This window comes from Roseateles chitinivorans, from assembly GCF_050632145.1.
Taxonomy (GTDB): Bacteria; Pseudomonadota; Gammaproteobacteria; order Burkholderiales; family Burkholderiaceae_C; genus Roseateles; species Roseateles chitinivorans_B.
Genome location: NZ_CP192577.1, coordinates 3,132,287 through 3,145,754, shown reverse-complemented (window position 1 = coordinate 3,145,754; position 13,468 = coordinate 3,132,287). Strand labels below are relative to the sequence as shown.

The 13,468-nt window shown below is 67.0% G+C and carries 11 protein-coding genes; 5 read left to right on the top strand and 6 right to left on the bottom strand.

The features are described 5' to 3' along the window. Positions 1-64: 64 nt before the first annotated feature. The 3 genes from ACQ86G_RS14520 to ACQ86G_RS14510 form a co-directional block, all read right to left on the bottom strand. On the bottom strand, positions 65-1,009 hold the full coding sequence (locus tag ACQ86G_RS14520; RefSeq protein WP_431261403.1) for a branched-chain amino acid ABC transporter permease: 945 nt from the start codon (positions 1,007-1,009) through the stop codon (positions 65-67). Between the two features lie 132 nt (positions 1,010-1,141). Continuing rightward, positions 1,142-2,413 carry a branched-chain amino acid ABC transporter substrate-binding protein gene (locus ACQ86G_RS14515; protein ID WP_431261189.1) on the bottom strand — a complete coding sequence of 424 codons (1,272 nt, stop codon included), beginning with the start codon at positions 2,411-2,413 and terminating at the stop codon, positions 1,142-1,144. A 131-nt stretch (positions 2,414-2,544) separates the two neighbouring features. Beyond that, a complete protein-coding gene (locus ACQ86G_RS14510; RefSeq protein WP_431261188.1) occupies positions 2,545-4,215 on the bottom strand; it encodes a 3-(methylthio)propionyl-CoA ligase in 1,671 nt (556 codons plus the stop codon). A gap of 278 nt (positions 4,216-4,493) precedes the next feature. Here ACQ86G_RS14510 and ACQ86G_RS14505 point away from each other — a divergent pair, with 278 nt between their 5' ends. Then, positions 4,494-6,035: a methyl-accepting chemotaxis protein gene (locus ACQ86G_RS14505; protein ID WP_431261187.1), complete on the top strand. Its 1,542-nt coding sequence runs from the start codon at positions 4,494-4,496 to the stop codon at positions 6,033-6,035. A 3-nt stretch (positions 6,036-6,038) separates the two neighbouring features. Here ACQ86G_RS14505 and minE read toward each other — a convergent pair whose 3' ends face one another. Genes minE through minC form a run of 3 tightly spaced genes read right to left on the bottom strand, consistent with a single transcriptional unit; the run spans position 6,039 to position 8,120 of the window. Then, positions 6,039-6,302: a cell division topological specificity factor MinE gene (gene minE, locus ACQ86G_RS14500; protein WP_088403459.1), complete on the bottom strand. Its 264-nt coding sequence runs from the start codon at positions 6,300-6,302 to the stop codon at positions 6,039-6,041. A 17-nt stretch (positions 6,303-6,319) separates the two neighbouring features. Next, positions 6,320-7,132, bottom strand: coding sequence for a septum site-determining protein MinD (minD, locus tag ACQ86G_RS14495; protein ID WP_088403458.1), 813 nt, complete (start codon positions 7,130-7,132; stop codon positions 6,320-6,322). 49 nt (positions 7,133-7,181) lie between these two features. Next, positions 7,182-8,120 carry a septum site-determining protein MinC gene (gene minC / locus ACQ86G_RS14490; RefSeq protein WP_431261186.1) on the bottom strand — a complete coding sequence of 313 codons (939 nt, stop codon included), beginning with the start codon at positions 8,118-8,120 and terminating at the stop codon, positions 7,182-7,184. 937 nt (positions 8,121-9,057) lie between these two features. On the opposite strand from minC, the gene ACQ86G_RS14485 reads away from it, so the two are divergent. The 4 genes from ACQ86G_RS14485 to ACQ86G_RS14470 all read left to right on the top strand — a co-directional run bounded on the left by ACQ86G_RS14485 (position 9,058) and on the right by ACQ86G_RS14470 (position 13,350). Then, positions 9,058-10,050, top strand: a complete 993-nt coding sequence (locus ACQ86G_RS14485; protein WP_431261185.1) for a bile acid:sodium symporter family protein — start codon at positions 9,058-9,060, stop codon at positions 10,048-10,050. Positions 10,051-10,104: 54 nt separating this feature from the next. After that, on the top strand, positions 10,105-12,150 hold the full coding sequence (gene metG, locus ACQ86G_RS14480) for a methionine--tRNA ligase (RefSeq protein WP_431261184.1): 2,046 nt from the start codon (positions 10,105-10,107) through the stop codon (positions 12,148-12,150). A gap of 70 nt (positions 12,151-12,220) precedes the next feature. Then, positions 12,221-12,424: a DUF3460 family protein gene (locus ACQ86G_RS14475; protein ID WP_331614960.1), complete on the top strand. Its 204-nt coding sequence runs from the start codon at positions 12,221-12,223 to the stop codon at positions 12,422-12,424. 83 nt (positions 12,425-12,507) lie between these two features. Beyond that, positions 12,508-13,350 (top strand): segregation and condensation protein A, encoded by an 843-nt coding sequence (locus ACQ86G_RS14470; protein WP_431261402.1) that lies wholly within the window; start codon positions 12,508-12,510, stop codon positions 13,348-13,350. The last annotated feature ends 118 nt before the right edge of the window (positions 13,351-13,468 follow it).

Below are 13,468 nucleotides of genomic sequence, written 5' to 3'. Positions count from 1 at the left end.
AACCCGGCGCGGACCCGGAGGAAGCGGCGGGCGCGGAGGAAGAAGCCATGACGACGGACATCGGTCAGCCCTCCCGCGTGCCGAGCAGGCCCTTGGGCCGGAAGATCAGGATGAGCACCATCAGCAGGTAGGGCAGGATGGGCGCGACCTGCGCCAGCGAGAGCTTGAGCAGCGGGTAGCCGAAGGTGTCGGGGCCGAGCTTGAAGACCTGCGCCAGGGAGGCGTCGACGGTCAGCGGCAGGGTCTGCAGCAGGCCGATGACGATGGAGGCGACGAAGGCGCCGGCGAGCGAGCCGATGCCGCCGATCACGACCACCACGAAGATGATGGAGCCGACCAGCACGGCCATCGACGGCTCGGTGACGAAGGTGACGCCGCCGATGACGCCGGCCAGCGCCGCAAGTGCGCAGCCGCTGCCGAACACCAGCATGAACACGCGCGGCACGTTGTGGCCGAGGGACTCGACCATCTCCGGATGCGTCAGCGCGGCCTGGATGACGAGACCGATGCGGGTACGCGTCAGCAGCAGCCACAGCGACAGCAGCATGAACAGCGCGACCAGCATCATGAAGGCGCGCGTCAACGGGAACTTGGAACAGCTCGCCACCGCGCACACGGCGGCCGGCGCATCGCCCCAGGCCATCTGCAGCGCCTGGCCCGGCGCGTGGATGAGGGTGAAGGCCGCGCCCTGCAGCGACGGCGGCGGCGGGAACGGGACCGCCGTGCGGCCCCACACCAGCTGGACCAGTTCCAGCACCACATACGACAGGCCGAAGGTGATCAGCAGCTCCGGGACATGGCCGAACTTGTGGACGCGCCGCAGCGCGCCCTGCTCGAACACGGCCCCGAGGCCGCCCACCACCAGCGGCGCGAGGAACAGCGCGGGCCAGAACCCGACCCACCCGGCGATCGAGTACGCGACGTACGCGCCCAGCATGTAGAAGCTCGCATGCGCGAAGTTCAGCACGCCCATCATGCTGAAGATCAGCGTCAGGCCGGAGCTGAGCATGAACAGCAGCAGTCCCGAGGACAGGCCGTTCAGCAGGTTGATCAGGATCTGTTCCAAGAGTTCATCCTCTCAATCGCGTCGCATCACGCAACACCACCGCGAACCGTCCGGCTCGCGGTGTGCGGATGCGCGTCAGCTGGGACGCTTCATCTGGCAGCTGGTCGGCGTCGAGCTCACATACGCGTCGTAAGTCTTCACCGGCGCGAAGTTGAAGCCGGTGTTCTCGACGTTGTACGGATGCTTGGCGTCCACCTTCTCCCAGCGGGAGATGTAGATCGGCTGCTGCAGCTGATGGTCGCCCTTGCGGATCTCGACGTCGCCGTTGAAGCTCTTGAACTTCAGGCCTTCGAGCGCCGCGGCCACCTTCACCGGGTCGGTGCTCTTGGCCTTGGCCATCGCCGCGCCCAGCGCCGAGTAGATGTGGATGACGCTGCCGGTGTAGAAGTCGTCGTTGAACTTGGCCTTGAACTCGTTGGCCCAGGTGTCCATCTGGCCGCCCATGTTGTTGTAGTTGTAGGCCGCCTGGTAGACGCGTCCCGCGCCGGCCGCGCCCATGGCCGTCGGCGTGCCGGTGACGCCGGCGTAGTAGGTGTAGAACTTGCCGTTGTAGCCGGCCTCCGAGGCCGCCTTCACCAGCAGCGCCAGGTCCGAGCCCCAGTTGCCGGTGATCACGGTGTCCGCGCCGGCGGCCTTGATCTTGGCCACGTAGGGCGCGAAGTCGCGCACCTGGGCCAGCGGATGCAGGTCCTCGCCGACGATCTGCACGTCGGGCCGCTTCTTGGCCAGCCCTTCCTTGGCGTACTTCGCGACCTGGTGGCCGTGCGCGTAGTTCTGGTTGAGCAGGTAGACCTTCTTGACGTCGGGCTGGTCCTTCAGGAAGGTCGTGATCGCCTCCATCTTCATCGAGGTGTCGGCGTCGAAGCGGAAGTGCCAGTAGCTGCACTTGCTGTTGGTCAGGTCCGGGTCCACGGCCGAGTGGTTGAGGTACACGACCTCCTTGCCGGGATTGCGCTCGTTGTGCTTGTTGACGGCGTCGATGATCGCCAGCGCCGCGCCCGAGCCGTTGCCCTGCGTCACGTAGCGCACGCCCTGGTCGATCGCCGACTTCAGCGCGTTGAGCGACTCGGCGGGGCTGAGCTTGTTGTCGATCGGGATGATCTCGAACTTCACGCCGGCCGGGTTGGTGGCGTTGAACTTCTCGGCGAAGAACTGGAAGGACTTCACCTGGTTCTGACCCACCGGCGCCATCAGGCCCGACAGCGGATCGATCCAGGCGATCTTCACCGTCTCGCCCTTCTGCGCATACGCGCCAGTGGCGGCCGTGACGGCAAAGGCCGCGACCGCGATGGCGCGGGCCACGGGACGGACCGGCGAGGAAATCGAACGCGTGCTGTGCTTGCTCATGCTTGTCTCCTGATGTGCTTTGTGTGTGTGCAAGGGCGTGAAGCGGCGGGTACGACGGACCGCAGCGGACTGCGGAGAGGAAAAACGATGGCGGTGGCGGATCTCCTGCGGACGACGCGGGACCGGTGGGCTCAGCAGCCCGGCAGCTTGTGGCCCTTGAACTGCTCGCGCAGCTTGAGCTTGAGCATCTTGCCGGTGGCGGTGTGCGGGATCTCGTCGACGAACACGACGTCGTCGGGCACCTGCCACTTGGCGATCTTGCCCTCGTAGAAACCGAGCACCGCCTCGCGCGTCAGGGCCGCGCCCGCGTCGGTGGGCTTGCGCACGACGACGAGCAGCGGGCGTTCGTCCCACTTCGGATGCGCGACGGCGATGACGGCGGCTTCATGGATCGCGGGATGCGCCATCGCGATGTTCTCGACGTCGATGGAGCTGATCCATTCGCCGCCGGACTTGATCACGTCCTTGCTGCGGTCGGTGATCTGCATGAAGCCGTCGGCGTCGATCGCGGCGACGTCGCCGGTCGGGAACCACAGGCCGGCGTCGCGGCCGTCCTCGCCGGTGACGCGGATCAGCGGCGAGCCATCGTGTCCGAAGTAGCTGTCGATGACCCACGGGCCGCGCACGACCAGGTTGCCCGAGCTCTTGCCGTCCCACGGCAGCGCCTGGCCGCCGTCGTCGACGACGGCCATGTCCACGCCGTAGATCGCCTTGCCCTGCTTCTCGAGCAGATGGCGCTGCTGTTCCTTGGGCAGTTCCAGCTGGCGGCTGCTGAGCCGCGACAGCGTGCCCAGCGGCGACATCTCGGTCATGCCCCAGGCGTGGATCACGTCGACGCCGTAGTCGTCCATCAGCGTGCGCAGCATCGCCGGCGGGCAGGCCGAGCCGCCGATCACCGTGCGCTTGAAGGTCGAGAATTTCAGGCCGTTGGCGCCGACGTAGTTCAGCAGCCCCAGCCACACGGTGGGCACGCCGGCGCTGAAGGTGACCTTCTCGCTCTCGAAGAGCTCGTAGAGCGACTTGCCGTCCAGGTGCGGTCCCGGCAGCACCAGCTTGCAGCCGACCAGCGCCGTGCTGTACGGCAGGCCCCACGCGTTGACGTGGAACATCGGCACCACCGGCAGGATCACGTCGCGGCGCGAGGAGGCCATCGCATCCGGCAGCGCCGCGCCGTAGGCATGCAGCACCGAGCTGCGATGGCTGTAGACGGCGCCCTTCGGATGACCGGTCGTGCCGCTCGTGTAGCAGATGCTGGACGCGGTGTTCTCGTCGAACTCGGGCCAGACGTAGTTCCCGTCCTCCGCGTCGACGAGCTCCTCGTAGCAGCGCAGGTTCGGGATCGAGGACTCGGCCGGCATGTGGGCGCGGTCGCTCATCAGGATGAAGTGGCGCACCTGGCCGAGCTGCGGGGCGATCTTCTCCACCAGCGGCAGGAAGGTCAGGTCGAAGCACAACGCCCGGTCATCGGCGTCGCCGGCGATCCACGCGATCTGCTCGGGGAACAGGCGCGGGTTGATCGTGTGGCAGACCAGGCCGGAACCTGACGTCCCGTAGTAGATCTCGAGGTGGCGGTGGCCGTTCCAGGCCAGCGTGCCGACGCGTTCGCCGGCTTTCAGCCCGAGCCGCCCGAAGGCCTGCGCGAGCTGCCGGGCGCGGAACTCGACCGCGGCCCAGGTGGTGCGATGCAGGTCGCCCTCGACCCGCTTGCTGACGATCTCGGTATCCCCGGAATGGCGCGCCGCATGCTGGATCAACGATGAGATCAGCAAGGGCATCGACATCATCTGGCCCATCAGTGCCATGTCGTCTCCTGGATATTGTGGCCGGAGCCTCTTGGCCGCCGGCTCGCGCGGGACGCGATCCGGCAGCGCACGGGCGCCTTGATTTCGGCTGTTCGAGTCAGTCTATCGACCGCCCCGGGCGCCTCGCGTCACCCTAGTGACGCGGCGGCGTTTCCGGCATAGGGGATTACACGGGACCGCGGCGGGCGCAAGCTCTCTTGGCAGCGGCACGCGGCGGTGCTCAGATTCGGTGCGTCCAGGTCCTCTCATCGAAAAACCAGAACCTCCAGGAGACAACGATGCGGCTCAACGACCTTCCCCTGACCAGCAAGCTCAACGGCGCGATCGTGCTGTTGATCGTGGCGATGCTCCTGGTGGGCACGTTCACGCTCTGGCGCAGCGACCGCATCACCAGCGAATCCACAGTCGCCATCAACGAGGCGCAGGACATCATCCGCAAGTCCGTCCAGTGGCAGGGCATGACGCAGACGGCGGTGGCGCGCAGCATGGCCAGCGCGATCAGCTCGGACCCGGCGGTGGGCGAACTCTTCAAGGCCAACATCGCCAACGACGCGCCCGAGGTCGCCAAGCTGCGCGAGCAGATCTCCGCCGAAGCCAAGCGGCCGGAGGACCAGGCCAAGCTCAAGGAGATCGTCGGTCTGGGACAGACGCTGCTCGCAGCCAGCAAGAAGGCGCGCGAGGCCGGCGCGACCGGCGACTGGAGCGCCACCAGCCGCATCGTCCAGAACGAGTACGTGCCGTCGGTGAAGGTCTACCTCGACGCCATCGGGCAGTTCGTCGCGATGCAGGAGAGCCACGCGCAGGAGGCGCGCCAGGCCGCGGCCGACGCGCGCGCGGCGCTGCGCTGGCAGGCGGGATTCGGCGCCCTCGTCATCGCGGCGGTGGGACTGGGCACCGCATGGCTGCTGAGCCGCGCGATCGTGACGCCGATGGCGCAGGCCGTGAGGGTGGCCGAGGCCGTCGCGGCCGGCGACCTGCGTTCGGAGATCCGTGTCGACAGCCGCGACGAGACGGGTCAGCTGCTGGGCGCGCTGCAGCGGATGAACGAGAGCCTGACCCGCATCGTCGGCCAGGTGCGGATGAGCAGCGATTCGATCGCGACGGGCACCGGCGAGATCGCCAGCGGCAACGCCGACCTGTCGCAGCGGACCGAGGAGCAGGCCTCGAACCTCGAGGAGACGGCCGCATCGATGGAGGAGCTCACCGCGACGGTGAAGCAGAACGCGGAGACCGCGCGCACCGCGACGCAGCTCGCGCAGAACGCGTCCACGGTCGCGACCGAGGGCGGCCAGGCGGTGCAGCAGGTGGTGGCGGTGATGCGCCAGATCGACGAGAGTTCGCGCCGCATCACCGACATCATCGGCACGATCGACGGCATCGCTTTCCAGACCAACATCCTCGCGCTGAATGCGGCCGTCGAAGCGGCGCGCGCCGGCGAGCAGGGACGCGGCTTCGCGGTCGTCGCCAGCGAGGTGCGCGCGCTGGCGCAACGCAGCGCGGCGGCGGCCAAGGAGATCAAGACGCTGATCGGCGACAGCGGCGCCAAGGTCGAGGCCGGCACGCGCCTCGCGGGCTCGGCCGGCGAGACGATGGGCCAGATCGTCGAGCAGGTGAAGCGGGTGTCGGACCTGATCGCGGAGATCAGCCACGCCAGCGTCGAGCAGAGCCAGGGCATCGGCCAGGTCGGCGACGCCATCACGCAGCTGGATCAGGTCACGCAGCAGAACGCCGCGCTCGTCGAGGAGGCCGCCGCGGCGGCAGAGAGCCTGAAGCACCAGGCCGCCCAGTTGAATCAGGCGGTGGCGGTCTTCAGGCTCTGAGGGTCAGAGCTTGCGCCCTTCCGGCAGCTCGATCTTGACCTCCAGGACTTCGAGGTCGTCCTGGCGCTCCATGTGGACCTTGATGTCGTCCGGGTTGATGGAGACGTACTTCGAGATGACCGCAAGCAGCTCGCGCTGCAGTTGCGGCAGGTAGTCGGGGCTCGCGCCGCGACCGTTGCGTTCATGGGCGAGGATCAGCTGCAGGCGCTCCTTGGCGACGCTGGCGGTGCTTTTCTTTTCGCCCAGGAAGAAGGACATGAATCCCATGGTCTCTCCCTTGGGTGTCAGCGGCTGAACAGACGCTTGAAGAAGCCCGGCTTCACGGCCTCGACGAAACGCATCGGCTTGTCCTCGCCCAGGAATCTGGCGATGACGTCGGCGTAGGCCTCGGCAACATCCGTTCCCTTCATGTGGATCGCCGGCAGGCCCTGGTTGGACGCCTGCAGCACCACTTCGCTTTCCGGGATCACGCCGATCAGCGGCGTGCGCAGGATCTCGTGGATGTCCTCGAGCGAGAGCATCTGTCCGCCCTCGACCCGGTTGGGGTTGTAGCGCGTGATCAGCAGGTGTTCCTTGACGGGCTCCTTGCCTTCGATCGCACGCTTGGTCTTGCTGTTGAGCATGCCCAGGATGCGGTCGCTGTCGCGCACCGAGGAGACTTCCGGGTTGGTCACGACCAGCGCCTCGTCGGCGTAGTGCATGGCCATCAGCGCGCCGGTCTCGATGCCGGCCGGCGAGTCGCAGACGATGAAGTCGAACTCCATCGCCTTGAGCTCGTCCAGCACGCGCTCGACGCCTTCCTGCTTGAGCGCGTCCTTGTCGCGCGTCTGCGAAGCGGCCAGGATGAACAGCTTGTCCAGCTGCTTGTCCTTGATCAGCGCCTGGCTGAGCTTGATCTCGTCGTTGATGACGTTGATCAGGTCGTACACGACGCGGCGCTCGCAGCCCATGATCAGGTCGAGGTTGCGCAGACCGACGTCGAAGTCGATCACCGCCGTCTTGTAGCCGCGCATCGCGAGGCCGGTGGCAAAGCTGGCACTGGTGGTGGTCTTGCCCACACCGCCCTTGCCGGAAGTCACCACAACGATCTTGGTCATGGGGCTGGGTCCTTTTTTCAGAGTGTCTGGTTGGGAGGGATCCGCGGGCTCAGGCACCCAGCGGCTCCATCAGCAGCTTTTCGCCGTCGAGGCGGACCTGCGCGGCCTTGCCCCGGACGTTGTCGGGCAGCGGGTTCTCGCTGGTGCGGTAGATGCCGGCGATGGCGATCAGCTCGGCCTCGAGCTGCTGCGCGAAGATGCGCGCGTCCGTGTTGCCGCGCGCGCCCGCGATCGCCTTGCCGCGCAGCGGCGCGTAGACGTGGATACTGCCGTCGGCGATCACTTCGGCGCCGTGGTTCACGGCCGCCAGCACGACCAGGTCGGCGCCCTTGGCGTAGACCTGCTGGCCGGAGCGCAGCGGCTTGTCGACGTAGACGGTCTTGGCCTCGGTCGGCACCGGCACTTCCACCGGGCGCTCGACGATGACTTCCTTGATGACCTGTTGGACGACCTTCTCGACGCGCGGTTCACGCGACTCACGCTCGGCCCGCACCGGCAGGTCGGGCGCCTCGGCCAGACCCAGCGCGGCGGCCTGCGCCAGTTCCGCGGCGTTGGCACCGACCACGCCCACCGGCTGCAGCCGGTGACGGCGCAGCAGCGGCAGCAGCGCGGCGATGTCCACGCGGGCGGCGGGCTCGACGGCCTCGGCGAGGGCGACGGTCGGCGTCTCGGTCTCGAGGCTCAACTGCCCCTGGCCGTCGGTCGACGGCACCGCTGCCGCGCCCTGCTCCGCCGCGTCCATGGCGTCGCCGGCGCCCACCACCGACGCGACCGGCAACTGGCTCAGGTCGAGCAGCAGCGGATCGTGGTGGAACGCGTCGGGCGTTTCGCCCAGCTTGGCCTGGAGTTCCGCGTCGAGCGCGGCCGGATCGGCCGTCTTCAGGACGAGGGCGAGCAGGCTCAGCGAGGCGCTCTTCAGTTCAAAAAGTTCCGGGGACTTGCCAGCGGCCGACCGCCCCGATGAATTGCCCGCCACTGCCTGCGTCATGTAAGAAATGAGGAATGCGTTTGCAAAGTCGCGGATTTTAGCGGTGCGCGAAGGCCTCTCTTTAGGGGCCTGCCCAGCCCGTCAGGCGCCGACCCGCCTCGGGCACACCGTCGCGGACCTGTCATGTCCGCTCCGGGCGTCGTCATGAACCGCAGGATGGCTGCCTCATTTTCGAGCAAACCATCGGAATACGGCTCGTGACAAGCACTTGCAAGCGTCATCGCCAAATGACACACATGCTTGTCCACAGGGGCGGGGGATAGATCCGCCGTTCGGAGGGAAGACAGCGCTACCGTCGGGTCGCCTCTTCCGGCGTCATCGGAGGGTTGTCAACCCAAAAATCGAGGATGCGGGGCTTGACTTATCCCCATTCCGCCGCTCTACCCGTCCCGCGAACCGCGCTGCTGCATCGCAGCTGATCGTTTTCCCGGGACGTCGCTAACCCATTGATTCATATAGCGCGATTTCGCTTGCCCGGAAATGAGGCACGGAACCTCGGGAGACCGTCGATCAAGGGTTTAGAGCAATCCCCGGCAGGTTTCCCACACAGTTATCCACAGTCTCGGTGGATAGCTTTCCGGGGTCTTTGAAATCAAGCATTTAGCGTGACTCCTTGAACCGCCGGACGAGGTCGAGTACCTCTTCGGCGGGATGCCGGAGGGTGTCTGGACCGTGCGACAGGTCCGTTGCCGGTTACAAGTCCGGTCAAATCTGCCGGTCGTCGGTCCGCCCGACTGTGCGAGGACCGTCACGGATGCACCAGGCCGCGTCATGAATCCGACATCCGGGGCGACCAGCGGTCGGGCAGGCGGCGAAATCGGCGGGCGGCAAGGCCAGTGACAGGTGGGCAAGTCACGGTCCCGCTAGAGTCCCGGCCTTGTCCCTGTTTCTCCCGATGGTTGTGACGTGCCGGCCCCGCGCCGGCGAAAGGTTGGCGATGGGCATCCGGTCCTGGTTCCGCAAGGAATGGTTTCTGCTGGCGCTCGTCGGCGCGGTGGCGCTGGCCAGCTTCTGGCCCGAACTCGGCCGCAGCGGCGGCCTGCTGCGGCTGGAGGTCGTCAGCAACTGGGGCGTGGCCCTGGTGTTCTTCCTGACCGGGCTGGGCCTGTCCGCCGCGGCGCTGCGCGACGGCGCGCTCAAGTGGAAGGTCCACGTGCTGGTGCAGCTCAGCACCTATGCGCTCTTCCCGCTGCTGTGGTGGGGCTTCAGCGCCCTGTTCGGCCGCTGGCTGCCGCAAGACCTGGCCCTGGGCTTCGCCTACCTCTGCGCGCTGCCGTCGACGATCTCGTCGTCCGTCGCGATGACGGTGCTGGCCAAGGGCAACGTGCCGGCCGCGATCTTCAACGCCAGCGTCTCCAGCCTGCTGGGCATCGTGCTGACACCGCTGCTGGTCGCGCTGATGGCGGGCACCAGCGGCGCCACCCTGCCCTTCGGCGAGGCGGTCTGGAAGCTGACCCAGCTGCTGCTGCTGCCGCTCGTCGCCGGTCAGCTGCTGCGCCCGCTGCTGCTGGGCTTCTACACGCGCTACAAGTCGCGGATCACGCTGATCGACCGCTGGGTGATCATCCTGCTGGTGCTGTCGGCCTTCAGCGACTCGGTGGCCTCGGGCCTGTGGCGCGACCACGGCGCGGAACTGCTGGTCAAGGCCGCCCTGGGCGCGGCGCTGTTCCTGGCCGCGGTGATCGTGCTGAGCCGTCTGGCTTCGCGGGCGATGGGGCTGTCGGTCGAGGACGAGATCGCCGCGGTGTTCTGCGGCTCCAAGAAGACGCTGGCCTCCGGCGTGCCGATGGCCAAGCTGCTGTTCGGCGCGCATCCGGCGGTCGGCGTGATCGTCCTGCCCATCATGTTCTATCACCAGCTGCAGCTGATCCTGTGCTCGTGGCTGGCCCAGCGTTACGCGGCGCGCCCGGCGGCGGTTTCCGGCGCCTAAAATGGTCGGTTCCCCGGGAGTCCCCCGGGGCCCCCTGCAGCCCTGAAAAGCGCCATGACCCGCAAGCTCTTCGTCACCACCGCCCTCCCGTACGCCAATGCGAATTTCCACATTGGCCACATCATGGAGTACACCCAGGCCGACATCTGGGTGCGTTTCCAGCGGATGCAGGGCAGCGAGGTGCACTTCGTCTGCGCCGACGACGCGCACGGCGCGCCGATCATGATCGCGGCCGAGAAGGCCGGCAAGAGCCCGCAGCAGTTCGTCGCCGACATCGCGTCGGGCCGCCAGCAGTACCTGGACGGCTTCCACATCAGCTTCGACAACTGGCACTCCACCGACGGCGCGGAGAACCACGAGCTGTCAAAGGAGATCTACCGCTCGCTGCGCGCCAACGAGCTGATCTCGGTGAAGACCATCGAGCAGTTCTTCGACCCGCAGAAGTCGATGTTCCTGCCCGACCGCTTCATCAAGGGCGAGTGCCCGAAGTGCGGCGCGAAGGACCAGTACGGTGATTCCTGCGAGGTCTGCGGCGCGGTCTACACGCCGACCGAGCTGAAGAACCCGTTCTCGGTGCTGACCGGCGCGACGCCGGTGATGAAGAGCTCGGAGCACTACTTCTTCAAGCTGTCCGACCCGCGCTGCGTCGAGTTCCTGGAGCAGTGGACGCAGGCGCCCGGCCGCCTGCAGCCGGAAGTGCTCAACAAGATCAAGGAGTGGTTCACCAAGGACGAGGACGGCAACGGCGGCCTGGGCGACTGGGACATCAGCCGCGACGCGCCCTACTTCGGCATCGAGATCCCCGACGCGCCGGGCAAGTACTTCTACGTCTGGCTGGACGCGCCGATCGGCTACCTGGCCTCGCTGAAGAACTACTTCGGCAAGACCGGACGCGACTTCGACGCGTTCGTGAAGGACGAGTCCACCGAGCAGATCCATTTCATCGGCAAGGACATCACCTACTTCCACACGCTGTTCTGGCCGGCGATGCTGCACTTCAGCGGCCGCAAGACGCCCAACCACGTGTTCGTGCACGGCTTCCTGACCGTCAACGGCGGCGAGAAGATGTCCAAGAGCCGCGGCACCGGCCTGGATCCGCTGAAGTACCTGTCGCTGGGCATGAACCCCGAGTGGCTGCGCTACTACCTGGCCGCCAAGCTCAACAGCAAGGTCGAGGACGTCGACTTCAACCCCGAGGACTTCGTCGCCCGCGTCAATTCGGACCTGGTCGGCAAGTACATCAACATCGCCAGCCGCGCGGCGGGTTTCCTGTCCAAGCGCTTCGGCGGACAGCTGTCGGCCGACGTCGGCGTCGAGGGCCGTGCGCTGCTGGACGGCCTGCGCGCGCACAAGGGAACGATCGTCGAGCTGTACGAGACCCGCGAGTTCGGCAAGGCGCTGCGCGAGATCATGCTGCTGGCCGACCGCGTCAACGAGTACGTGGACCAGAACAAGCCCTGGGACCTGGCCAAGCTCGAGGGCAAGGACCAGGTGCTGCAGGACGTCTGCACCGTCTGCATCGAGGCCTTCCGCCTGCTGTCGATCTACCTGAAGCCGGTGCTGCCGGCGCTGGTCGCCAAGGTCGAGGCCTTCCTGCAGGTCGCGCCGATGACCTTCGCCGACGCCGACCGCGCGCTGGGCGCGCACAAGATCGGCGGCTATGAGCATCTGATGCAGCGCGTCGACCCGAAGCTGCTGGAAGCGCTGTTCGAGCCGCCCGCACCGCCCAAGGTCGTGCCCGGCGGCGAGGAGCTCGCGCCCGAGATCAAGATCGACGACTTCGCCAAGGTCGACCTGCGCATCGCCAAGATCGTGAAGGCGGAGCTGGTGGACGGCTCGGACAAGCTGCTGCGCCTGACGCTGGACGTCGGCGAAGGACGCCTGCGCAACGTGTTCAGCGGAATCCGCAGCGCCTATCAGCCGGAGCAGCTCGAGGGCAAGCTCACCGTGATGGTCGCCAACCTGGCGCCGCGCAAGATGAAGTTCGGCGTCTCCGAAGGCATGGTGCTTGCCGCCAGCCACGCGGACGAGAAGGCGAACCCGGGCATCTTCGTGCTCGAACCCTTCCCCGGCGCCCAGCCCGGCATGCGCGTGCGCTGAGCCCAGGTTCAGCCGACGCCGACCGCCTAGAATCCATCCCAGTTTTCGAACATTCGATCAAGAGACGACCATGCCGCTGTTCTGGAAGAAATACGAATCCGAAGCCACGCAGTTCATCAACGAACTGAAGGCCAAGAAGCCGACGCTGGAAGCCGAGCAACGTGCCGGTCGCGCCCTGCTGTGGGACCGGGAGCAAGACCGCCAGGCGCAGGCCGGCTACAACGACGCGCGCGTGTCGCAGCAGGCTTACGTCTACCAGACCAAGTCCGAGTGATCTGACGCCGCCGGTCCTGCCGACCTCGCCGCCCGCCCGTCGTTCCCTGCGTGAGCAACGCTGACGACCATCGCGACACCGCCCTGACGCTGCCGGATCCTCCGGCGGATCAGGGCGGCGACGCTTCCACGCCTGACGCGGTCGACCATGTCGCCGTGGCCCGGCTGTACGGCGAACCACTGTTCGCCATGCCGCAGGACCTCTACATCCCGCCGGATGCGCTGGAGGTGTTCCTGGAGGCCTTCCAGGGGCCGCTGGACCTGCTGCTGTACCTGATCCGCAAGCAGAACTTCAACATCCTCGACATCCCGCTGGCCGAGGTGACGCGGCAGTACCTCAGCTACGTCGAGCAGCTGCGCAAGCACAACCTCGAGCTGGCCAGCGAGTACCTGCTGATGGCCGCGATGTTGATCGAGATCAAGTCGCGGATGCTGCTGCCGCCCAAGAAGACGGACGACGGCGGTGAGCCGGAGGATCCGCGCGCGGAGCTGGTCCGCCGTCTGCTCGAGTACGAGCAGATGAAGCAGGCCGCGCTGCGGCTCGACCAGATGCCGGTGCTGGGCCGCGATTTCCTGCGGGCGCAGATCCACATCGAGCAGTCGCTCGCGCCGCAGCTGCCGGACGTCCACGTCGACGACCTGCGCTCGGCCTGGGCGGACCTGATGCGGCGCGCCAAGCTCAACCAGCATCACAAGATCTCGCGGGAACAGCTCTCGGTGCGCGAGTACATGTCCCACCTGCTGCGCCGGCTGCAAGGCGCGCGCTTCGTGGAGTTCGAAGACCTGTTCGAGCTGGACAAGGGCTCGCAGGTGCTGGTCGTGTCCTTCATCGCGATGCTCGAGCTGGCGCGGGAGCGCCTCGTCGAGATCACCCAGGCGGAAGCCTTCGCGCCGATCTACGTGCGCCTGGCCTACGCGCCGAGCTGAGACCGCCCGCCGCCGCCATGAAAAACGCCAGGGCAAGCCCGGCGCAGCCATGAAAAACGCCGGGGCAAGCCCGGCGTTGTCGTTTCGGCAAGGGCAGCGCGTGGGCACCGCCTCAGCA

Excerpts from the sequence above, each read along its gene's own strand:
- ACQ86G_RS14520 (WP_431261403.1), bottom strand. The coding sequence starts at position 1,009 with ATGCTCAGCTCCGGCCTGACGCTGATCTTCAGCATGATGGGCGTGCTG.
- ACQ86G_RS14510 (WP_431261188.1), bottom strand. The coding sequence starts at position 4,215 with ATGGCACTGATGGGCCAGATGATGTCGATGCCCTTGCTGATCTCATCG.
- ACQ86G_RS14485 (WP_431261185.1), top strand. The coding sequence starts at position 9,058 with ATGGGCATCCGGTCCTGGTTCCGCAAGGAATGGTTTCTGCTGGCGCTC.
- minD (WP_088403458.1), bottom strand. The coding sequence starts at position 7,132 with ATGACCAAGATCGTTGTGGTGACTTCCGGCAAGGGCGGTGTGGGCAAG.
- minC (WP_431261186.1), bottom strand. The coding sequence starts at position 8,120 with ATGACGCAGGCAGTGGCGGGCAATTCATCGGGGCGGTCGGCCGCTGGC.
- ACQ86G_RS14505 (WP_431261187.1), top strand. The coding sequence starts at position 4,494 with ATGCGGCTCAACGACCTTCCCCTGACCAGCAAGCTCAACGGCGCGATC.
- minE (WP_088403459.1), bottom strand. The coding sequence starts at position 6,302 with ATGGGATTCATGTCCTTCTTCCTGGGCGAAAAGAAAAGCACCGCCAGC.
- metG (WP_431261184.1), top strand. The coding sequence starts at position 10,105 with ATGACCCGCAAGCTCTTCGTCACCACCGCCCTCCCGTACGCCAATGCG.
- ACQ86G_RS14515 (WP_431261189.1), bottom strand. The coding sequence starts at position 2,413 with ATGAGCAAGCACAGCACGCGTTCGATTTCCTCGCCGGTCCGTCCCGTG.
- ACQ86G_RS14475 (WP_331614960.1), top strand. The coding sequence starts at position 12,221 with ATGCCGCTGTTCTGGAAGAAATACGAATCCGAAGCCACGCAGTTCATC.